The sequence below is a fragment of the Geodermatophilus sp. Leaf369 genome, assembly GCF_001424455.1.
GTDB lineage: Bacteria > Actinomycetota > Actinomycetes > Mycobacteriales > Geodermatophilaceae > Klenkia.
The window spans coordinates 493320-513300 of sequence record NZ_LMQA01000004.1; the positions used below are offsets into that span (position 1 = coordinate 493320).

General features: G+C 73.9%; 22 protein-coding genes. 10 read left to right on the forward strand and 12 right to left on the reverse strand.

The window, feature by feature from the left end:
* Positions 1-48 precede the first annotated feature (48 nt).
* Positions 49-1536 carry an NAD(P)/FAD-dependent oxidoreductase gene (locus ASG36_RS18660; protein ID WP_055767463.1) on the reverse strand — a complete coding sequence of 496 codons (1488 nt, stop codon included), beginning with the start codon at positions 1534-1536 and terminating at the stop codon, positions 49-51.
* 161 nt (positions 1537-1697) lie between these two features.
* Between ASG36_RS18660 and ASG36_RS18665 the strand changes: the two genes are divergently transcribed.
* A complete protein-coding gene (locus ASG36_RS18665) occupies positions 1698-2516 on the forward strand; it encodes an alpha/beta fold hydrolase (RefSeq protein WP_055767466.1) in 819 nt (272 codons plus the stop codon).
* A gap of 57 nt (positions 2517-2573) precedes the next feature.
* Here the strand turns inward: ASG36_RS18665 and ASG36_RS18670 are convergent, their stop codons facing one another.
* From ASG36_RS18670 to ASG36_RS18680, 3 genes are all read right to left on the reverse strand, one after another.
* The gene (locus tag ASG36_RS18670) at positions 2574-3698 is read right to left on the reverse strand and encodes an RNA polymerase sigma factor (protein ID WP_055767469.1); all 1125 of its coding nucleotides are present in this window, start codon (positions 3696-3698) and stop codon (positions 2574-2576) included.
* Complete coding sequence (locus ASG36_RS18675; RefSeq protein ID WP_055767472.1) at positions 3695-4102, reverse strand: YciI family protein; 408 nt, start codon at positions 4100-4102, stop codon at positions 3695-3697. The genes ASG36_RS18670 and ASG36_RS18675 overlap by 4 nt, the downstream gene beginning before the upstream one ends.
* Positions 4103-4188: 86 nt before the next feature.
* Positions 4189-4644: a MarR family winged helix-turn-helix transcriptional regulator gene (locus ASG36_RS18680; protein WP_055767475.1), complete on the reverse strand. Its 456-nt coding sequence runs from the start codon at positions 4642-4644 to the stop codon at positions 4189-4191.
* 36 nt (positions 4645-4680) lie between these two features.
* Here ASG36_RS18680 and ASG36_RS18685 point away from each other — a divergent pair, with 36 nt between their 5' ends.
* Positions 4681-5877: an FAD-dependent monooxygenase gene (locus tag ASG36_RS18685; protein ID WP_055767478.1), complete on the forward strand. Its 1197-nt coding sequence runs from the start codon at positions 4681-4683 to the stop codon at positions 5875-5877.
* Between the two features lie 9 nt (positions 5878-5886).
* On the opposite strand, the gene ASG36_RS18690 is transcribed toward ASG36_RS18685, so the two are convergent.
* A complete protein-coding gene (locus tag ASG36_RS18690) occupies positions 5887-7116 on the reverse strand; it encodes a type II toxin-antitoxin system HipA family toxin (RefSeq protein WP_055767480.1) in 1230 nt (409 codons plus the stop codon).
* Positions 7113-7406 carry a helix-turn-helix domain-containing protein gene (locus ASG36_RS18695; protein WP_055767488.1) on the reverse strand — a complete coding sequence of 98 codons (294 nt, stop codon included), beginning with the start codon at positions 7404-7406 and terminating at the stop codon, positions 7113-7115. Before ASG36_RS18695 ends, ASG36_RS18690 begins: the two co-directional genes overlap by 4 nt.
* A gap of 184 nt (positions 7407-7590) precedes the next feature.
* Here ASG36_RS18695 and ASG36_RS18700 point away from each other — a divergent pair, with 184 nt between their 5' ends.
* A complete protein-coding gene (locus tag ASG36_RS18700; RefSeq protein WP_055767490.1) occupies positions 7591-8406 on the forward strand; it encodes a hypothetical protein in 816 nt (271 codons plus the stop codon).
* A 41-nt stretch (positions 8407-8447) separates the two neighbouring features.
* Positions 8448-9392, forward strand: coding sequence for a hypothetical protein (locus tag ASG36_RS18705; protein ID WP_055767493.1), 945 nt, complete (start codon positions 8448-8450; stop codon positions 9390-9392).
* Here the strand turns inward: ASG36_RS18705 and ASG36_RS18710 are convergent.
* Entirely contained in the window at positions 9389-9826 is a 438-nt protein-coding gene (locus tag ASG36_RS18710) for a nucleoside deaminase (protein WP_055767496.1), read from the reverse strand. The two genes, ASG36_RS18705 and ASG36_RS18710, sit on opposite strands and share 4 nt — an antisense overlap.
* A complete protein-coding gene (locus tag ASG36_RS18715; protein ID WP_055767917.1) occupies positions 9823-10356 on the reverse strand; it encodes an NUDIX hydrolase family protein in 534 nt (177 codons plus the stop codon). The genes ASG36_RS18710 and ASG36_RS18715 overlap by 4 nt, the downstream gene beginning before the upstream one ends.
* 60 nt (positions 10357-10416) lie before the next feature.
* Here ASG36_RS18715 and ASG36_RS18720 point away from each other — a divergent pair, with 60 nt between their 5' ends.
* Positions 10417-10905, forward strand: a complete 489-nt coding sequence (locus ASG36_RS18720; protein ID WP_055767499.1) for an acyl-CoA thioesterase — start codon at positions 10417-10419, stop codon at positions 10903-10905.
* A gap of 67 nt (positions 10906-10972) precedes the next feature.
* Positions 10973-13156, forward strand: a complete 2184-nt coding sequence (locus tag ASG36_RS18725; protein WP_157498950.1) for a bifunctional diguanylate cyclase/phosphodiesterase — start codon at positions 10973-10975, stop codon at positions 13154-13156.
* On the opposite strand, the gene ASG36_RS18730 is transcribed toward ASG36_RS18725, so the two are convergent.
* Complete coding sequence (locus ASG36_RS18730) at positions 13153-13599, reverse strand: hypothetical protein (RefSeq protein ID WP_157498952.1); 447 nt, start codon at positions 13597-13599, stop codon at positions 13153-13155. The two genes, ASG36_RS18725 and ASG36_RS18730, sit on opposite strands and share 4 nt — an antisense overlap.
* 38 nt (positions 13600-13637) lie before the next feature.
* On the opposite strand from ASG36_RS18730, the gene ASG36_RS18735 reads away from it, so the two are divergent.
* The 3 genes from ASG36_RS18735 (at position 13638) to ASG36_RS18745 (ending at position 15812) form a co-directional block, all read left to right on the forward strand.
* Positions 13638-14402 carry a thioesterase family protein gene (locus tag ASG36_RS18735; RefSeq protein WP_235495250.1) on the forward strand — a complete coding sequence of 255 codons (765 nt, stop codon included), beginning with the start codon at positions 13638-13640 and terminating at the stop codon, positions 14400-14402.
* Between the two features lie 172 nt (positions 14403-14574).
* The gene (locus tag ASG36_RS18740; protein WP_055767512.1) at positions 14575-14979 is read left to right on the forward strand and encodes an excalibur calcium-binding domain-containing protein; all 405 of its coding nucleotides are present in this window, start codon (positions 14575-14577) and stop codon (positions 14977-14979) included.
* Between the two features lie 80 nt (positions 14980-15059).
* On the forward strand, positions 15060-15812 hold the full coding sequence (locus ASG36_RS18745) for a class F sortase (protein ID WP_082523314.1): 753 nt from the start codon (positions 15060-15062) through the stop codon (positions 15810-15812).
* Here ASG36_RS18745 and ASG36_RS18750 read toward each other — a convergent pair.
* A complete protein-coding gene (locus tag ASG36_RS18750) occupies positions 15799-16188 on the reverse strand; it encodes a VOC family protein (RefSeq protein ID WP_055767515.1) in 390 nt (129 codons plus the stop codon). The two genes, ASG36_RS18745 and ASG36_RS18750, sit on opposite strands and share 14 nt — an antisense overlap.
* A gap of 122 nt (positions 16189-16310) precedes the next feature.
* On the opposite strand from ASG36_RS18750, the gene ASG36_RS18755 reads away from it, so the two are divergent.
* A complete protein-coding gene (locus ASG36_RS18755) occupies positions 16311-17144 on the forward strand; it encodes a hypothetical protein (RefSeq protein ID WP_055767519.1) in 834 nt (277 codons plus the stop codon).
* A 46-nt stretch (positions 17145-17190) separates the two neighbouring features.
* Here the strand turns inward: ASG36_RS18755 and ASG36_RS18760 are convergent, their stop codons facing one another.
* Both ASG36_RS18760 and ASG36_RS18765 read right to left on the reverse strand, forming a co-directional pair.
* Positions 17191-18720 (reverse strand): class I adenylate-forming enzyme family protein, encoded by a 1530-nt coding sequence (locus tag ASG36_RS18760; protein ID WP_055767521.1) that lies wholly within the window; start codon positions 18718-18720, stop codon positions 17191-17193.
* 22 nt (positions 18721-18742) lie between these two features.
* Positions 18743-19981: an alpha-amylase family glycosyl hydrolase gene (locus tag ASG36_RS18765; RefSeq protein WP_055767524.1), complete on the reverse strand. Its 1239-nt coding sequence runs from the start codon at positions 19979-19981 to the stop codon at positions 18743-18745.

Here is a 19981-nt window from a genome sequence, read left to right on the forward strand (position 1 = left end):
GGGCAGCGGAGGCCACGGGGTGTCCCCGCGGGGACACCCCCGGCCCCGTCAGCGGTAGACCAGCGACCCGTCGTCCAGGTCGGCGCCGGGCAGGTCGTCCTTCTCCACCGCGTGCTCCTGCAGGCCCAGCCACGGCTCGTGGTCGCCCTGCTTGGGCATCAGCTGCATCGACCGCGCCAGGTAGCCCGGGTTGAAGTTGGCCGGGTCCACCCACGGGCCGAGGGTCATGTCGCCGTCCTCAGGCCGTAGCTCGGGGACGACGGTGCTCGCACCGTGCGTGCTCATCTCGCCGAACAGCCGGCAGACGACGTCGCTGATCATGTCGGCCCGCAGCGTCCAGCTGTGCCGGAAGTAGCCGAACACGTAGACCAGGTTCGGGATGCCGCTGAACATCATCCCGCGCCAGGTGACGGTGTCGGCGAAGTCGACGGGCGTCCCGTCGACGGCGAAGGCGATGTTGCCGAACACCGACAGGTCGAAGCCGGTCGCGGTGACCACGATGTCGGCCTCCAGCGTCTCCCCGCTGCTGAGCTTGATGCCGTCGCGGGTGAAGGTCTCGATGGTGTCGGTGACCACCGAGGCGCTGCCGTCCTTCAGCGCGTCGAACATGTCGCCGTCGGGCAGCACGGCGATGCGCTGCTGCCACGGCCGGTAGGCCGGGTTGAAGTGCTTGTCGATGTCCATCCCCTCGGGCAGCAGCGGGCGCATCGACCCGATGAGGAACGTCCGCAGCTCCTCGGGCTCCTCGAACGACATCCGGGTCAGCTCGTTCATCTCGGTGATGTAGGCCCGCCGGAGGATCTCGTGGGTCCATTCCTCGGGGGTGTCAAGCCCGCGCAGCGTCGTCGCCAGCTCGTGGGTCTTCGGCCGGGCGTAGAAGAACGTGGGCGAGCGCTGCAGCATCGTCACGTGCTTGGCGGTCTTCGCGATCGCCGGGATGAGGGTCGCCGCCGTCGCCCCGGAGCCGATGACGACCACCTGCTTGCCGGTGTGGTCGAGGTCCTCGGGCCACGTCTGCGGGTGCACCACCTGGCCCTGGTAGTCCTCGATCCCGGGCCACTGCGGCGTGTAGCCCTGGTCGTGCTTGTAGTAGCCCGGGCACATCCACAAGAAGTCCGTGGTCAGCCGGCTCTCGACACCGCTCGCGACATCGGTGACGTCGACGGTCCACCGCGCCTCGGACGACGACCACTGCGCCGCGGTCACCCGGTGCTCGTAGCTGATCTTCGAGCCCAGCTTGTTCTCCTCCACCACCTCGTCGAGGTAGGCGAGGATCTCTGCTGCCGTCGCGATCGAGGGCCCGCGCCAGGGCTTGAAGCGGTAGCCGAAGGTGAACAGGTCGCTGTCGGAGCGGGCTCCGGGGTAGCGGTGCGTCCACCACGTGCCGCCCTTGTCCGGCAGCGCGTCGAGCACCCGGAAGCTGCGATCGGGGAAGCGCTCCTGCAGGTGGTACGCGGCCCCGATGCCGGAGATCCCCGCCCCCACCACCAGGACGTCGACGTGCTCGGTGGCCGTGCTCTGCTCGATGGTCGTCACGTGCGGTTCCCCCTCGGCTGTGGCCCTGCCCCGCCGCCAGGCCCGGTTGTGATCCAGGTCTCACGCTGCACTTTCGGAACCGGCTTGTCCACCCCCCACCCGCGCGTCGTCGGCGTGTGGTGTGATCCAGGCCACCCACCCGTCACACCCGAGGAGACCCCGTGACCGAGCAGCGCACCGTCCAGGTCGGCGACATCTCGGTGGCCGTCCAGGAGTACGGCGAGGGCGAGCCGCTGCTGGTGATCAACGGCACGAGCCAGTCGCTGGGCTTCTGGACCGAGATGGCCGAGGTCTGGGCCGCCACGCACCGGGTGATCACCTACGACCTGCGCGGCATGGGCGGCACCAGCCGTGGGGACGGCGAGATGACCGTCGCCTCCCTCGCCGCCGACGCCCGCGGGCTGCTCGACGCCCTGGGCATCGAGCGGGCCCACGTGCTCGGCTACTCCCTGGGCAGCGCGATCGCCCAGGAGCTGGCCCTCGCCGTCCCCGAGCGGGTCTCCTCGCTGGTCCTCTACTGCACCTGGGCCCGCACCGACGGGTTCCAGCGGGCGATGATGACCGGCCTCGCCTACCCCTGGCGGCACGGCGACCTGGCCGGCGGTCTCGGCGTCCTCGGGGTCGCGTTCTCCCCCCAGCTGCTGGACAGCCCCGAGTTCGGCGGGCTCATCGAGCAGCTGCTGCCGCTGTTCCCCAGCACGCCCGAGCAGATCGCGGCCACCGCCGAGCAGTGGGACGCCGACCTCGGCCACGACACCCTGGACCGGCTCGGTTCCATCACCGCCCCGACCCTGGTGATCGCCGGCGAGCAGGACCTCCTGACCCCGCCCTGGCACGGCCGCCAGGTCGCCGCCGCCATCCCGGGCGCCCGGCTGGAGTTCTTCACCGGCCCGGGCTCCTCGCACGCGCTCGGCGTCGAGCGGCCGGAGGAGTTCCTACCGCTGGTGGGTGGGTTCCTGGCCGAGCAGCGGGTGGGGTGACGCGGTCGTCTTGTTCGCACTTACCGCGCTAAGTGCGAACAAGGGCGGGCGTTGTTCTCAGATGCGCAGCCGGGCCGCCTGCCGCGCCAGGTGGTCGCGCTCGGCGGTGTTCGTCGACACCCGGGCCGCCTCGGCGTACAGCTCCGCTGCCCGGGCGCGGTCGCCGTCCGCCTCGTGCAGGTGCGCGGCCACCGCGGCGTAGCGCGGCAGGGCGGGGTCCAGCGGCGCGAGCGCCGCCAGCCCGGCCCGCGGTCCGTCGGCCTCGCCGACGGCGACCGCCCGATTGAGCCGGGCGACCGGGTTGTCGGTCAGCGCGACCAGCTCGTCGTACCACTCGACCACCTGCACCCAGTCGGTCTCAGCGGTCGAGGGGGCGTCGGCGTGCAACGCCGCGATCGCGGCCTGCGCCTGGTACTCCCCCAGCCGGTCCCGGGAGAGCGCCCACTGCAGCACCGCGACCCCCTCGGTGATGAGGACGGTGTCCCACAGCGACCGGTCCTGCGCGGCCAGCGGCACCAGCGACCCGTCGGCGGCGAACCGGGCCGGACGCCGGGCCGCGTGCAGCAGCATCAGCGCCAGCAGCCCGGCCACCTCGGGGTGGTCGATCGCCGCATGCAGCTGCCGGGTCAGCCGCACCGCTTCGGCGGCCAGGTCGACGTCCCCGGAGTGGCCCTCGGTGAACACCAGGTACAGCACCCGCAGCACCGTGCCGACGTCGCCCGGGGTGTCCAGGCGGGCGCCGGCGATGGTCCGCTTGGCCCGGCTAATCCGCTGCGCCATCGTGGCCTCGGGCACGAGGAACGCCGATGCGATCTGCCTCGTCGTCAGCCCGCCGACCGCGCGCAGGGTCAGCGCCACCGCCGAGGACGACGACAGCGACGGGTGTGCGCAGAGGAAGTAGAGCCACAGCGAGTCGTCGGTACCGGGGACCTCGCCCGGCTCGACGTCCACCGCCTCCTCTCGGCGCCGGCGCGCGGTCTCCGAGCGCTGGGCGTCCAGGAACCGGCGCCAGGCAACGGTGACCAACCACGCGCGCGGGTCCCGCGGCGGGTCGTCGGGCCAGGTGCGCAGCGCCTCGACCAGTGCGTCCTGCACGGCGTCCTCGGCCGTCGCGAAGTCCAGCCCACGGCGGACGAGGACGCCGAGCACCTGCGGCACCAGCGCCCGCAGGTCCGGGGTCACTCGGTGACGGTGGGCGCCTCGGACATGAACGGCCGCAGCTCGAGCCACTCTTGGATCGGCTTCCCCCCGGCACCGGGCGCCGCCGACAGCTCCGCGGCCAGCTCCAGCGCGCGGTCGTAGGAGTCGACGTCGATCGCCATCCAGCCGGCGATCAGGTCCTTCGTCTCGGCGAACGGCCCGTCGGTCACCGGCGGCTTGCCCTCCCCGTCGAACCGCACCCAGGTGCCCTCCTGGGCCAGCGCCTGCGCGTCGACGAACTCGCCGTTCTCCTGCAGCCGGGCGGCGAAGTCGTTCATGTACTGGATGTGCGCGGTGACCTCTTCCGGCGTCCACTCCCCCATCGGGACGTCGTTGCTGGGAGCCGGTGCGCCGCGGTAGTGCTTGAGCAGCAGGTACTTGGCCATGAGGTGTCCTCTCGGTCGCGTGCGGCCCATCCTGGCCGCCTCCACCCCTGGGACGGAACCGTCATCGCGTTCTCGACACCGCCCCGTCAGGGGTGCTCCTGCACCGCCTCGGCGATCCGCCGCAGGTAGTCGGCCACGACGCCGCGGTGCTCGGCGGGCAGGTCCGCGGCGACCGCGTCCATCGCTCGGATCGCCGGCTCCCACAGCCCCCAGCTCTCGGCGCGCCCGGCCGGGGTCAGGTGCACCAGCGTGCTGCGCCGGTCGGTGGGGTGCCGACGGCGCTCCACCCGGCCGGCGGCGACCAGCCGGTCGACCAGCACGGTCGCCGACGCCGTCCGGATGTCCAGGCGCGAGGCCAACGCCCCCACCGTCATCGGGCCCAGCATGTCCACCAGTCCGACCGCCGTGACATCGGTGACCGGCATGTCCAGCCGGCGGGCGATCCGGGCGGTCAGCTCCCGGAACGCGTGCGTCAGGTCGCGCACGCCCAGGGTCACCTCGGTCAACCCGGGCAGCGCGGCAGAGGTCACGTCGTCGTCCATTTGCTAGACAATCTAGCGAACGTGTCTACTGGGTGCATGACCACCCGCAGCATCCTCGTCTCCGGCGCCAGCGTCGCCGGACCCACCGCCGCCTTCTGGCTCGCCCGCGCCGGCTTCGACGTCACCGTCGTCGAGCGCACCGACGCCCTGCGCGAGGAGGGCCAGAACGTCGACGTCCGCGGCGCCGCCCGCGAGGTGCTGCGCCGGATGGGCCTGGAGGACGCCGCGCTGGCCGCCACCACCGGCGAGCAGGGCACCGCGTTCGTCGACGACCAGGGCCGCGACGTCGCCGCCTTCCCCGCCGGCACCGACGACACCAGCGGGCCCACCGCCGAGCTCGAGATCCTCCGCGGCCGGCTCAGCGAGCTGCTGTACGAGCACACGAAGGACGACGTCACCTACCTCTTCGGCGACCAGATCGCGAGCCTGGAGCAGGACGCCGACGGGGTGGACGTCGTCTTTGCCTCGGGCCGCGAGCAGCGCTTCGACCTCGTCGTCCTCGCCGAGGGCGTCAACTCCCGCACCCGGCGCCTGGTCTTCCCCGACGCCCGCAAGGACCACCTCGGCATGGTCATCGCCTACCTGACGATCCCGCGCCAGGACGACGACACCGACTGGTGGCGCTGGTACGTCGCCGGCAAGGGCCGCGGGGTCAACCTGCGCCCGGACGACGTGGGCAGCATCCGCGCCTCGGTAAACCTGATGACCGATGTCCGCGGCCTGGACGAGCTCGACCGCGACGGCCAGGTCACCGTGCTGCGCCGCGCCTTCGAGGACGCCGGGTGGGCCGCGCCGCGCATCCTGGCCGCTCTGGACGACGGTGCACCGTTCTACTTCGAGGACCTCGGCCAGATGCACCTGCCCAGCTGGACGGCGGGCCGGGTCACCCTGCTCGGCGACGCCGCCTGGTGCGCGACCCCGGTCAGCGGCATCGGCACGACGCTCGCGCTCACCGGCGCCTACGTCCTCGCCGCCTCGCTCGCCGCGACCGAGGACCACCGCGCCGCACTGGCCGACTACGAGGCGACGATGCGGCCGTTCGTGGACAAGGGCCAGTCGCTCCCGCCGGGCACCCCGGGCCTGGCCAACCCGCAGTCCCTCGCCGCCCGCCGGGTGCTGTGGACCGTGCTGCGCGCCGTCGCCAGCCGCCCCGCCCAGCGCCTCGGCGCCCTGGCCGGCCGCTTCTCCCCGCCGGCGGACGAGTTCGAGCTGCCCCCGATGCCCGCTCGTTGACGCTCGTGGTCAGCCGGCGAGCTCCGCGCGGCGGGTGCGCAGCAGGTCGGCCAGCCTGGCCGTCGCGGCGTCGTCGAAGCCGATCTCCCCGACCCGGTCGATCCACGGCTCGACAGCGGTGACGATCCGGTCGAGCGACCGGTGCACCACGCGCTCGGGGAGACCCAAGCGCTGGGCGGCGTCCAGCCACCACCGGCGGCCGAGCCGGTTGGCGCGGCCGTACAGCGGGACGGCCATCGGGTCGGTCCAGCCGGTGTAGGGCTGGGTGCAGAGCAGGTCGTAGGCCGGGGTCACCTCCCACAGCCCGTCGGGTGCGGCCCGCACCGACAGGTTCTTCCCGTGCAGGTCCCCGTTGCCGATGAGGTAGCTGACCGCGGCGGTCTCCAGCACCCGGCGCAGCGCCAGGGGCCGGGAACCGCCGGCCTGCTCGACGGCGTCGGCCAGGGCCAGCGCAGCCTCCTGCAGGGTGATCCGGTACTTCGCCGCCGGGTAGCGGCCGAGCACCTGGCAGGCGTCCTCCTGCGGCAGCCGCCGCACCGGGGCTCCGGGGACGACGACCCGGTCGAACCGCCCCACGAGCAGCCCGGAGCGCCCGGCCGCGTCGGTGAGCAGACGGTGCGACGGGACGGGCAGCCCGCAGGCGTCGGCCAGGGAGAGGAAGAAGTGCTCGTTGGCGACCAGCTGCGGCCAGCCGGGCGGGTCCAGCTTGAGGATGGCCGGCCCGGCCGTCGTCCCCAGCGGCGTCGACATGACCGCGGCCGACACCTTGACCTGCACCCCGGGCAGCGCCACCCGGTCCAGGGCAGCCGGGTCGGTGGAGGTGGCCCGGGCGAACAGGGCGGTGAAGTCCACGTCGGGGGCGGCGGTGTCCAGCAGGGGGTCGGGCTCGACCGGGGTGGTGCCGTGCGGCAGCACCCGGACGTCGCCGATCGCGTCGGCGCCGACCAGGAGCAACAGGGTGAGGTGGTCGTCGGCCGACGTCCGCGCGCCGCTGGTCAGTGCCTGCAGGCGGGCGCCCTCGGGCAGCAGACCGGCGAAGAAGGGCGGGACCGACCCGGCTCCGGAGCGGACGGGTACCTCGGTCAGCGGCAGGGAGGAGGCCACGGGGCGGGCCTCGGGGTCGGCGAGGTGCGCGGGGTCGTAGGTGAAGACGACGTCGTCGCCGTCCCGGCGGAGCTGCCCGGCGAGCCGGTCGCCCTGCAGGACGTCGGCCACCTCGACCTCACGGGGGTCGCTCACCGGGGCGCCACCGTCGGGTCGAGCAGCAGGACCTCGCGGGCCGACCGCAGTGCCGGGCGGGGTCCGACGCCGAGCCCCAGCCCGAGGGCCTCCAGGACGGCGAGCGCCACCACGAGGGTGACCGTCTCCCGGCCGGCTTCGAGCCCGCGGACGGAGGAGACCCCGACCCCGGAGAGGTCGGCCAGGTCGAGCTGGGTGAGGCCGAGCTGCAGCCTCCGGTCCCGGACCAGCTCGCCGGCCTCGGCCAGACCGCCGGTGGTCAGCCGCTGACGACGACGGGGAACGGACACGAGGGCTCCTGTCGTCGGTAGAGCAGCGATAGCGGGCCAGACGGCCCACGGGGAGGATCGGCACCATCTTATCGCTGCTTGAGCAACGAACAACGAACATCCAGCTCGATCACGCTCCGATCACGACCTTGTCGTTGCTCCAGCAACGCCGGAACCACCGACGCGCCCGGGTCGTCCTCACCGCATGCGCACCCGCCTGCTCGCCGCCGTCCTCGGAGCGGGGCTCGTGCTCACCGCCTGCGCCGAGCAGAGCAGCGGCAGCCCGGCTCCCCGGGTGCAGCTGCCCGTCGGCGCCGACGACCTGGTGCTGCGGATCGCCTACACCGGCGGCTACGTCACCCCGACGACGACGGTGAGCCGGCTGCCGCTGGTCGCGGTGTACCGCGACGGCCGGGTCTTCACCGAGGGCCCGGTGACCGCGATCTACCCCGGCCCGGCGTGGCCCAACGTCCAGGTGGGCCAGCTCGACGAGGCGCAGGTGCAGCGGATCGCCGAGGCCGCGATGGACGCCGGGGTGGCCGACACCGCCGACCTGGGCTCCCCCGGCATCGCCGATGCCCCGACCACGGTGTTCACCCTGGCCACCGCCGAGGAGACCTTCACCCGCGAGGTGTACGCGCTCCGGGAGGGGACCTCGGGCCCCGGTGTCACCCCCGAGCAGCAGGACGCCCGCGTCGCGCTCTCCGAGCTGCTCGACGAGCTGACCAGCTCGCAGGACCCGACCACGGCCTACGAGCCCACCGCCGTCGCCGCGATCGCCGAGCCGTACCTCCCGCCCGAGGACGCCACGCTCACCCGCGACCCGGTGGCGTGGCCCGGCCCGGCGCTGCCCGGTGACCCGGTCGGCCCGGGGATCGGCTGCGTCGTCGCCGGCAGCGAGGTCACCGCCGCCGCGCAGGCCGCCGACACCCTCACCCCCTGGACCAGCGAGGGGCAGACCTGGACCGTCACCTTCCGGCCGCTGCTGCCCGACGAGACCGGCTGCGCCGACCTGGGCTGAGGCGTGGCGCCCGGGCGGCGACCGTCCTACGGTCCACGGGCATGGCGACCGAGCTGACCCCCGAGGTCCGGGACTGGCTGCTGGACGGCGACCCGGCCATCCGCTGGCAGGTGCACCGCGACCTGCTCCGCTCCCCCGCCGACGTGGTCGACGCCGAGCGCGCCCGCGTCGCGACCGAGGGCTGGGGCGCCCGGCTGCTCGCCCTGCAGGGGGACGACGGCCAGTGGGCCGGCGGCGCCTACTTCCCCGACGACGCCACCGCGGCGACCGAACCCGGCCAGCCGTGGACGTCGACCGCGCACGTCCTGGAGCTGCTCCGCCGCTTCGGGCTGCCCCCGGAGGCCGCGCGGGAGGCCCTGGCCGGGGTGGCCGAGAACTGCCGCTGGGAGCACGACGGCCAGCGGTTCTTCGACGGCGAGGTCGAGCCCTGCATCAACGGCATGACCCTCGCCGTGGGCGCGTACTTCGACCAGGACGTCGCCGGGATCGCCGCCCGGCTCGTGGCCGAGCAGCTGGCCGACGGCGGGTGGAACTGCGCGGTGGAGACCGGCTCGACCCGGTCGTCCTTCCACACCACGATCGCCGTCCTCGAGGGGCTGCTGGAGTTCGAGCGTCGCACCGGTGACGCGGGAGCGAGGGAGGCACGGCTGCGCGGCCAGGACTACCTGCTGCAGCGCCGGCTGCTCCGCAAGGCCTCGACCGGCGAGCTCATCGACCCGGACTTCACCACCCTGGCGTTCCCGCCGCGCTGGTACTTCGACGTCCTGCGGGCTCTGGACCACCTGCGCGACGCCGGCACCTTCCTCGACGAGCACTGCCGGGAGGCCGTGGAAGCGGTCGCGGCCCAGCAGGGGGACGACGGCCGCTGGCTGGTGGGCCACGCCCACCCCGGGCGGGTGCCGTTCGAGCTGGAGCCCGTCGGTGCGCCCAGCCGGTGGAACACCCTGCGGGCGCTGCGGGTGCTCGCCTGGTGGGAGGGCCGCTAGACGCCGATGTCCTCGTTCCACAGCGCGGGCTCCCGGGCGATGAAGTCGGTCATCAGCTCGATGCACTCGGCGTCGTCGAGCACCACGACGTCCACCCCGCGCGAGCGGAGCAGGTCCTCTCCGCCCAGGAACGTGCGGTTCTCCCCGATCACCACCCGCGGGATGCCGTAGAGCAGCACCGCGCCGGTGCACATGTCGCACGGGGAGAGCGTGGTGACCATCGTGGCGCGGGCGTAGACCGAGGCCGGGAGCCGACCGGCGGTCTCCAGGCAGTCGGTCTCCCCGTGTCGGATCGCGCTGCCCAGCTGCACGCGCCGGTTGCGGCCGACGGCGAGCACCTCGCCGTCCACCACCAGGGCCGCGCCGATCGGCACCCCGCCCTCGTCCCGGCCCAGCCGGGCCTGGGCGAGGGCCGGTGCGAGGAGCTCGCTCACACGCCCAGGTGGGCCAGCGCCTGCTGCAGCAGCACGCTCTGCCCGTTGGCCAGCTCGGACATCACGGTGGGCTCGCGGACCTCCTCCGGGGAGAACCAGGTGAGCTCCAGGGCGTCCTGCTGCGGGGAGCAGTCGCCCTCGACCGGCACCACGTAGGCCAGGGACACCGCGTGCTGGCGCGGGTCGTGGAACGGGGTGACGCCGGGGGTCGGGAAGTACTCGGCGATGGTGAACGGCTGCGGCGCCGGGGGCACCCGCGGCAGCGCGAGGGGGCCGAGGTCCTTCTCCAGGTGCCGGATCAGCGCCGTCCGCACCCGCTCGTGGTAGAGCACCCGGCCCGACACCAGGGCCCGCTTGATCTGCCCGTCCTCACCCGCGCGCAGCAGCAGGCCGACGCCGGTGACCACGCCGTGGTCGTCCACCCGCACCGGCACCGCGTCGACGTAGAGGATCGGCAGCCGCTCGCGTGCGGCGTCCATCTCCTCGCGGGAGAGCCAGCCGGCCTGCGTCGCGGTCGTCACGTCGGTCATGAGCACTGTCTATCCGACGACACGGCGATCCGGGCGGAGGGGATGCCAGGATCACACCCCATGACCGGCGACGAGGAGCTCCACCGGCTGTCCATGACCGTGCTGATGACCCCGGACATGAGCAACTTCTCCGGCAACGTGCACGGCGGGCAGCTGCTCAAGCTGCTGGACCAGGTGGCCTACACCTGCGCCAGCCGGTACAGCCGGAACTACGCGGTCACCCTCAGCGTCGACCAGGTCGTCTTCCGCGAGCCCATCGCGGTCGGCGAGCTGGTCACCTTCCAGGCCAGCGTCAACTACACCGGCCGGACGTCGATGGAGATCGGCATCCGGGTCACCACCGAGGACCTGCGCGCCGGGCAGGTGCGGCACACCAACAGCTGTTACTTCACGATGGTCGCCCTCGACGGGGACCGGAAGCCCGTCGAGGTCCCCCCGCTCGTGCCGGCCACCGACGACCAGCACCGCCGGCGCGCCGCCGCGCTGGCCCGTCGGGAGCTGCGCCGGGAGATCGAGCGCCGCGGGCAGGAGATCCGCGGCACCGGCTGACCACCCGACCGGGTGGTCCCGGCCGTGCGGGGTGCAGGACGACGTCCCGGCTGCCGAGGACCTCAGGGTGACCGCCCCCCGCACCCACCGCGCGCGGGCACTGCTCCCGGTCGCCCTGGCCGGGGCCTCCCTCGCCGCCACGGCGGTGTCGCTGTACACCCCGGCCCGACCGGCCGCGATGCTCACCGCCTGCGGGCTGGCCACGGTCGCGCCGCTGGTCGGGATCGCGCTGCACCGACCCGCCCGGCGGGTGCCCTGGCTGCTGATGAGCCTCATGCTCGGCACCTGGACGGTCTCCTTCGCCGCCACCTCGGTCCAGCTCGCCCTGGACACCCAGCTCGCCGGCACCGTGCTCGCCCTCGTGGTGGTCGGGCTGATGTTCGACGTGCACCGCCGGTCCCCCCGCTCCCCACGACCGGTCAGCCGCCGGGAGACCTGGGGACGACGGGCCGACCTGGTCGCGGTGATCACCGTGATGGGCCTGGCCGCAGCGCAGGCGGTGCGGGCCGCGACCGCCGTGGACGCCCCGCCCAGTGCCTGGTGGTCACCGGTCGACGTCGTCCTGGCCTGCCTGCTGCTGCGCTTCCTGGCCTCCCGCGCGGAGCTCGGCCCCAGCACCAAGCTCTTCGTGCTCGCCGGGGTCATCGCCTGCGTCTACGACGCGGTCGTGGCCAACACCGGCACGCACCTCGTGCTGCTGCCGCACCCGCTGAACAGCCTGTGGGCGTTCGCCTCGACGGTCTTCGTGGCCGCTGCGGTGCACCCCAGCATGCGGACGGCGTACGCCACCAGCCGGGTGCCGCGGATGCGGCCGGAGTCCGGCCGGGTGCTCGGGCTGGTGCCGCTGGTCGTGGTGCCGTGCGTGCTGGCCAGCTTCGACCCCGCGGGCCGGCTGCCCACCTGGGTCTACCTGGTCAGCGGCGCGTTCCTGGCTGGCGTCGCCCTCGCCCGCGGCGCCCAGGCGCTGCACACCAGCGAGCAGCGCGCCCGGCACGACCCGCTCACCGGGCTGGCCAACCGCCGCGGGCTGCAGGACGCCTTCGACGCCCTCGTGCTGACCCCCGTCGCGGCGGGCGCGGTCGTCGGACGGCTCGCCGTGCTCGACGTCGACGACTTCAAGCACGTCAACGACACGTTCGGTCACGAGACCGGTGACCGGCTGCTGGTCGCCGTCGGCCGCCGGCTCGCCGAGGCCGTCGCCGGCCACGGGACGGTCGCCCGCTCCGGCGGCGACGAGTTCGTACTGCTCCTCGCACCCGGGGCGCCCCTGCCCGAGGACCTGCTCGAGCGGGCGTTCCTGCAGTCCTTCGTGCTGGACAACGGGTTGCGCGACCAGGCGTTCACGGTCCGGGCGAGCTCGGGGTGGGTCGACGTGCGCACCGACAGCGAGCTCACCCACGCCCTCGCCGACGCCGACGTCGCCCTCTACACCAGCAAGGACACCGCTCGGGGGACGACGACGCGCTTCGCCCCGCTGCAGCGCACCGCCGTCCTCGGGCAGCTGGCCCTGGCCGAGGACCTCCGCGCCTTGGTGCGCGGCGACCCCGCCGCCGGGGAGCTGGTCCTGCACTTCCAGCCGCTGGTCGCACTGCCCGACCGCACGGTCCTCGGCCACGAGGCGCTGCTCCGCTGGGCGCACCCCACCCTCGGAGTGCTGGGCCCCGACGCGTTCCTGCCCCTCGCGGAGTCCCAGGGCCAGGGCGCGGCGCTGGACAGCTGGGTGCTGCAGCGGGCCTGTGCCGCGGCCGCCGGGTGGGCCGCCGCCGGGTCGGACTGGACGGTCAGCGTCAACCTGGGCCGCTCGTCGATGGTCGACCCCGACCTCGCCCGCCGGGTGCAGACCGCCCTGGACGCCACCGGCCTCGCCCCGGACCGGCTGCACGTGGAGATCACCGAACACGACCAGCTGCCCGCCGAGGCCGGGGTCGGACCGCTGCGGGTGCTCGCCGACGCCGGCGTCGGCGTGCACCTGGACGACTTCGGTACCGGCTACACCTCGCTGGCCTACCTGCAGCGCTACCCGGTGTCGGTGCTCAAGCTCGACCGCTCGGTCACCGGCCTGGACGCCTCGCACGGCCTGCTCGCCGGGGTGGTCGCGCTCGCCGACGCCCTGGGCATCACCGTGCTCGCCGAGGGCGTGGAGACCGACGCGCAGTGCGCCCGGCTGGCCTCGCTGGGGATCGACCGTGGGCAGGGCTGGCTGTTCGGCCGGCCGGTGCCGCACCCGCAGCGGGTCGTGGCTGCGGTCTAGCGGTCCCGCGGCACCCGGCGGTCCCTCCCGCGGTCACCGACGAGGGACGCCACCACCACCAGCTCGAGGACGACGAACACCCAGCCGGTCGTCACGGCCCGGTCGGGCGTGCGCGGCCACTTCGTGCCCCCGTCCGGGTCGGCCACCAGCTCGGGGGCCAGCACGCCGAGCGGACCGATGACGAACAACCCGACCACCAGCGGCGCCGTCACCAGGACCGCGCTGGCCCTCCACCACCGGTCGTGCGTGCGCCGGTCCGCGAGCGGGAACAGCAGCCCGGCCAGCCCCCAGCTCAGGAACAGACCGCGGACGAGCACGTCGGACAGCCGCTCGGCGGGCTCGGCCAGGGTGAGCCACCCGCCGGCACCGAGGAGCACCAGACCGACGACGGCGCACACCAGCCGCCCGCGCAGGCCCATCGGCTGGGGGCTGGGGCGACGCACCGGACCATCCTGGCCCGGCGTGGGTGAGGATGCCGGGCATGGACGCCTTCTACCTCCCGCTGGGCGAGAACCGGTTCGCCCCGACGGTGGCCACCGAGAGCCCGTGGGACGGCGAGGCCCAGCACGGCGGCCCGCCCTCGGCGCTGCTCGCCCACCTCGCCGGTGCGGCGAACGGCGGCCAGCAGATCGCCCGGGTGTCGGTGGACTTCCTCGGCGCCATCCCCCGGCGGGAGCTCTCCGTGGAGGTCTCCCCGGTTCGGCCCGGCCGGCGGATCGACCTCACCGAGGCGGTGATGACCGTGGAGGGCCGGACCGTGGCCGTCGCCCGGGTGTGGTCGCTGGCCCCCGGCCCCACCCCGCCCGTGGTCACGTCGCTGACCCCACCCCCGCCGGTGCCGTCCGAGGGGTCCCAGGTGCTGCCGCAGCTCACCGACTGGGGCTACGGGCGGGCGCTGGACTGGCGGTACACCGCAGGGTCGGCCACCGAGCCGGGTGCCGCCGACGTGTGGACCCGGGTGCGCATCCCCTTGATCGACGGGCAGGACCTGACCGGCACCGACCGGGTGCTCATCGCCGCCGACGCCGCCAACGGCATCTCGGCCGAGCTGCCCATCGACTCGTGGCTGTCCATCCCGCCGGGGATGACCGCCCACCTCGTCCGCGAGGCCGAGGGCGAGTGGGTGCACCTGTCCTGCCGCACCTCGATCTCCGCCACCGGCCTGGGCCTGTGCACCGGCGTCCTCGCCGACGCACGCGGCGCACTCGGCGAGGTCTCCCAGCCCCTGCTGGTCCGCGCCCGGTAGCGCTGCGTGGCGGTCCTCCCCCGGCTGTCGTGACCCTGTGTGTGACCTGAACGACATGTGCCGAACAGCGGACCCGCAGGTGTCGGAAACAGGCGCGCGGCACGCGGGCCGTTCCGAGACCCAGCGGTCAGGGTGATGGAGAACGTCCACCACCTCACGGGGAGCAACCCACATGCGCACTCGCACCCTCGCCGCCGGCGTCCTCGCCGCCGCCACCATCTCCATCGGCTTCACCGGCACCGCGTCCGCGGCCGACCTCAACTGCGACGACTTCGCCACCCAGGCCGAGGCCCAGGCCAACCTGGTCGCGAACCCGACCGACCCGAACGGGCTGGACCGCGACAACGACGGTCTGGCCTGCGAGAACTACACCTACGCCGCCGGAAGCGCGACCTCGAACGAGGGTCAGACCGTCATCGTGGCCCAGGTCGCCAACCGCCCCTCCGGTGGTGTCGCCGCCGGTGACGGGTCGTCGTCGGACGCCTCCGCGCTGCCCTACGTCCTCGGTGGCCTGGCCTTCGCCGGTGCCGGTGGCGCCGCGTTCGCGTCCAAGCGCACTTCCCGCGCCACCGCCTGAGCACCCCGCACCTCCTCGTGCGGCACCGCGCACCCGCGAGCGACCGGCCGGACCCGATCGAGGTCCGGCCGGTCTCTCCCGTGCGCATCGTCGGGCTGTACCCCCCACCCCTGGTCCCGGTGGAGGTCGAAGCCCCCCACGTCACCCGGTACGGACGACGGCGGACCAGCAGCTCCCGTGCCTGGGCCGGCGCCTCGGCGCTGCTCGCCGCCGCCGGGGTGGCCGCCGTCGTCGTCCTGCCCTCGTCGGGAGACCCGGCGCCGGCGCGGCTCGACCAGCCGGTCGCCGTCGTCGCCGCCCCGGCCCCGGTGGCCCAGGCGCCTGCTCCCGTCGTCCCGGCGCCGGTCGTCGAGACGGCTGCGCCGATCGCCCTGCAGCTGACCCCCAGCACGCCCACCCGGGTGCAGATCCCGGCGCTCGGGGTGACCTCGTCGGTCATCGACCTGGGCCTGGAGCGGGACGGGTCGATGGAGGTGCCCGGCGGCGCCTACCCGGTCGGCTGGTTCGACGGCAGCCCGACCCCGGGCGAGCTCGGGCCCTCCGTGCTGGCCGGGCACGTCGACTGGTCCGGTGAGCCCGGCGCGTTCTACGGCCTGCGTGAGCTGCTGCCCGGTGACGAGGTCGTCGTGGACCGCGCCGACGGCACCCGGGCGGTCTTCGTCGTCGACGCCGTCGAGGAGCATCCCAAGGACGAGTTCCCCTCCGACGCGGTCTACGGCGACATCGACCACGCCGGGCTGCGCCTGATCACCTGCGGCGGCTCCTTCGACGAGGACACCGGCGACTACCTGGACAACGTCGTCGTCTTCGCCTCGCTCGTCAGCGGCGGCTGAGCGGGGCGGCGATCTCCCAGAGGTGGCCGGACGGGTCGGCGAAGGTCGCCGTCCGGATGCCCCAGGGGCGGTCCTGCGGGCCGTTGGTCAGGGCGACGCCCAGCTCGGCGAGGGTCACGCAGACGGCGTCGACGTCCTCGACGCCGACGGTGAGCAGGAACCGGTGCCCGGACGGCGGCGCCACCTCGCCCGGCGCCACCAGCTCGGGGGCCTCGCCCGCCTGCAGCAGGTTGACGATCACGTTGCCGAGGTCGAAGGCGGTCGAGACGTCGTCCTCGTGCACCACGGGGCGGTCGAAGACGGCGGCGTAGAAGGCGCGCGAGGCGGCCAGGTCCTCGGTGAACAGGGTGATCGCGTCCAGGTCCTGCAGCGGCACGGGTGCTCCTCGGGGGTGGGACGGCGGGGTGTCGGAGGGGGTGACCGGGTCACGGGGCGGGACTCATCGCCGAGGGGGCACTAAACTCGGGTGCACACCGAGCCATTCGTGTTCGAACGACCGTGAAGGCTCTCTCCTTGGCCCTGATCGCCTGCCCGGAATGCTCCTCCGAGGACATCACCGGCACCCCCCAGCCCGACAGCCGTCTGCTGATCCACTGCGCCGACTGCGGCCACGAGTGGCTGCGCGGCGAAGCCCGCCGCGACCCGGCCCGTCCGCACGTGCGTTCCGTCGACACGCTGCAGGGTGAGTTCCCCTCGGCAGCCGACGTCCGGCCCGACGTCCGGGAGCGGATCACCGCCCTCGAGGCGGAGTACATCGCCCAGAAGCCCGACGCCGACCCCGACGTCGAGGGCTTCGCCAGCCGCTACCGCGAGCTGTTCCAGAAGGAGAATCTCTCCTCGGCCAGCCCCGAGGCGCTGCTGCACTTCGCCACGTCCACCACGCTGGCCAACCCGGGCAACACCTCCGGGTTCACCCGCGCCTGGAAGACCGCCGGGGACGACAAGGCCGCCGACGGCGTCCGCGCCTCGATCGACCACCTGCTGTACGGGCCGGAGAGCCTGCGCGTGGAGGACCGGCTCACCCAGCTCGTCGAGGGCAAGAAGGGCCTGGGCTTCCCCTCCTTCAAGGAGCCGATGCTGACCAAGGTCCTGGCCGTCGTCGAGCCCGAGCGCTTCCTGCCGCTGCTGCGCTACAGCGCCGCCGCCGACGGCAAGAAGGAGATCGCCAAGGACGTCTTCGGCCTCGACCTGCCCCCGGTCGACAAGTCCTCCTTCACCGCCGGCCGCGTCGCGGTGTGGAGCAACGACCTGCTCCGCTCGCTGGTCGGTCTGGAGAGCCCGCAGGAGGCCGCGGCGTTCCTGCGCTGGGCCAAGGTCCGCCCGACCGGCTGACCCCCCGCCCCGGCCGGACCCTCAGCGGTCCGGCCGGGCGAGCACCTCAGCGCGGGACGGGTATCCAGTCGGTCGCCGTCCGCAGCGGGCCCTTGAGCACCTTGCCGCCGGCGTTGCGGGGCAGCGGGCCGTCGAGCACCCGCAGGAACTGGGGCACCTTGAAGTCGGCCAGCCGCTCCCGGGCGAACGCGGCGAGCTCGGGGGCGTGCAGCGTCGTCCCCGGGCGGGCCAGGACCACCGCGCCGACCTTCTCCCCCATCACCGGGTCCGGGACGCCGACGACGGCGACCTCCAGCACGTCGGGGTGTTCGGCGAGGGCGTTCTCCACCTCGACGGAGTACACGTTCTCCCCACCGCGGTTGATCATGTCCTTGGCCCGGTCGACGATCCGGACCAGGCCCTCGGCGTCGATCGAGGCCAGGTCACCGGTGTGCAGCCAGCCGTCGACGAAGGTCTGCGCCGTCCGGGCCGGGTCGCCCCAGTAGCCGACCGCGACGTTCTGGCCGCGCACCAGCAGCTCGCCCACACCGGTGTCCGGGTCGGGCCGGTCGACGGCGACGTCGACCACCGGCGCCGGGAAGCCCACCGAGTCGGCGTGCGCGTCGGTCCAGGCGTCGGGCAGGAAGGTCGCGAGCGCGCTGGTCTCCGAGAGCCCGAACCCGTTGCCCAGCCGGACGCCGGAGAGCGTCGTCCGGAGCCGGTGCACGAGCTCGGGGGCCATCGGGGCGCCGCCGTAGTACAGCGCGCGCACGCTGGACAGGTCGGTGGTGGCCACGTCGGGGTGCCGGAGCACCAGCTCGTAGATCGTGGGCACGCTGGTGAGCAGGGTGACCCGGTGCTCGGCGACCGCGGCCAGGAAGGTCTCGGGCCGGAAGCGCGGCATCAGCACGGTCGTGCCGGCCATCAGCACCTGGGTGACCATCTGCGAGCAGCAGCCGGTGACGTGGAAGAGCGGCACCGAGATCAGCGAGACGTTGACGACGTCCGGGTCGAGCTCGCGGCAGCGCTGCACGTTCTCCGCCGAGGACAGGAAGCACTCCTGGGTGAGCATCGCGCCCTTGGGCCGCCCGGTGGTGCCCGAGGTGTAGAACAGCGCGGCCAGGTCCCCGGGCTCCCCGTCGTGCGCCTGCACCGGCTCGCCGTAGGGCAGCTCGCCGATCGTGACGACGGCGCCGGAGTCGGTCTCGATGAACGCGCGCTCGGCCGGTGCCAGCCGGGTGTTCAGCGGGACGACGACGGCCCCGGCCAGCTGGGCGCCCCAGAACCCGAGCATCCAGGTCAGCCCGTTGGGGTGGGCGATCGCCACCCGGTCACCGGGCTGCACACCCTGCGCGCGCAGGCCCCCGGCGACCCGGGCGGCGCCGTCCCACAGCTCCCGGTAGGTGGCGGTCGGGCCGTCGAGCTCGACCACGGCGGTCCGGTCGGGATGGGCCGCCACGGTACGGGCGAACCCGCGCACCAGGTTCTGCTCCAGCCCGGTGTAGCGGGCGATGCCGTCGGCACCGCGCTCGATGCCGCTGTCGTCGAAGACCACGTCGCTCCCGTTCCCGGTGGCGCCGTCGCCACCTCGTTGCATCCTGCACCCGCCCCCTGTGGGCTCAGCGGGGAGCCAGCACCGCCCAGCCGTGCGCGGGCAGCGTGCCGCCGTCGATCCGTCCGGCGAGCACCTCACCGGCGGCCGGGACGGGGGCGGGCTCGTCGGCCAGGTTCAGCGCGACCAGCAGGGCCTCGCCGTCGGCCTCGGTGCGGTAGACAAGCTGCAGGTTGGTCAGGTGCTCGGTCGTCGTCCGGGCGTGGTGCAGCCAGCGGTGCCGACGGCGCAGCCCGATCAGCTCCTGGTGCAGCGCGAACACCGCGCCGCCCTCGACGGACAGCGGGTCGGCGGGGAACTCGGGGCGGATCGCGTCGTCGCCGCCGACCCGGTCCTCCTTGATCCCGTGCCAGCCGAACTCGTCGCCGGACCACACGGCGGGGGTGCCGCCGACGGTCGTCCAGACCACCAGCGCGTGCGGCAGGTGCTGCTCACCGACCTGGTCGACGATGCGGGTGACGTCGTGGTTGCCCACGAACGTCCACGGCACGAAGGCGTCGAGGAACCCGTCGTGGCGCTGCAGGGCGTGGTCGAGCTCGAACAGGTTGCCCTCGGCGATGCCGTGCCAGAGGCCCTGCCACAGCTCGTACTGGGTGACCGCGTCCATCGTCGACGCCTCGACGATGCCTGCGTAGTCGCCGTGGATGACCTCACCGACCACGTAGACCTCGGGGAACCGCTCCCGGACGGCGGGCAGCACCTGCGCCCAGAACTCCGGTGGGACGGCGTAGGCCGCGTCCAACCGCCACCCGTCGATGCCGCGCTCGAGCCAGTGGCACATCACGTCGACGACGAACTGCACGACGTCGGGCTGGGCGTGGTCGAGGGCGACGAGCTGCTCGTGGCCCTCGAACACCTCGGGCTCGCCGTCGGGACCGCGGCGGATCCAGTGCTGCCTCGTCGGGTCGGTGAAGGCGGCGTGGCTGCGGCCGACGTGGTTGAACACGCCGTCCAGCAGCACCCGGACGCCCTTCTCGTGCGCGGCGTCGACCAGGTCGCGGAGGTCCTGCTCGTCGCCGAGCCGACCGTCGATGCGCAGGTGGTCGGTGGTGTCGTAGCCGTGCGTCTCCGCGGCGAAGACCGGGCCCAGTGCCAGCCCGTTGGATCCGAGCGCGACGGCGTGGTCGAGCCAGCCGACGATCCGGGACAGCCGGTGCGTGGTGGTCTGCTGTGCGTCCCGTTCGGCGCCGACGAACCCCAGCGGGTGCACCTGCCACCAGATCGCGTCCTGCACCCAGTCGGGCAC

Bases quoted from the DNA above. Each gene is read 5' to 3' on its own strand.
- ASG36_RS18700 (WP_055767490.1), top strand. From the start codon at position 7,591: ATGCGCACCCGCCTGCTCGCCGCCGTCCTCGGAGCGGGGCTCGTGCTC.
- ASG36_RS18705 (WP_055767493.1), top strand. From the start codon at position 8,448: ATGGCGACCGAGCTGACCCCCGAGGTCCGGGACTGGCTGCTGGACGGC.
- ASG36_RS18760 (WP_055767521.1), bottom strand. From the start codon at position 18,720: ATGCAACGAGGTGGCGACGGCGCCACCGGGAACGGGAGCGACGTGGTC.
- ASG36_RS18680 (WP_055767475.1), bottom strand. From the start codon at position 4,644: ATGGACGACGACGTGACCTCTGCCGCGCTGCCCGGGTTGACCGAGGTG.
- ASG36_RS18675 (WP_055767472.1), bottom strand. From the start codon at position 4,102: ATGGCCAAGTACCTGCTGCTCAAGCACTACCGCGGCGCACCGGCTCCC.
- ASG36_RS18720 (WP_055767499.1), top strand. From the start codon at position 10,417: ATGACCGGCGACGAGGAGCTCCACCGGCTGTCCATGACCGTGCTGATG.
- ASG36_RS18740 (WP_055767512.1), top strand. From the start codon at position 14,575: ATGCGCACTCGCACCCTCGCCGCCGGCGTCCTCGCCGCCGCCACCATC.
- ASG36_RS18735 (WP_235495250.1), top strand. From the start codon at position 13,638: ATGGACGCCTTCTACCTCCCGCTGGGCGAGAACCGGTTCGCCCCGACG.
- ASG36_RS18715 (WP_055767917.1), bottom strand. From the start codon at position 10,356: ATGACCGACGTGACGACCGCGACGCAGGCCGGCTGGCTCTCCCGCGAG.
- ASG36_RS18685 (WP_055767478.1), top strand. From the start codon at position 4,681: ATGACCACCCGCAGCATCCTCGTCTCCGGCGCCAGCGTCGCCGGACCC.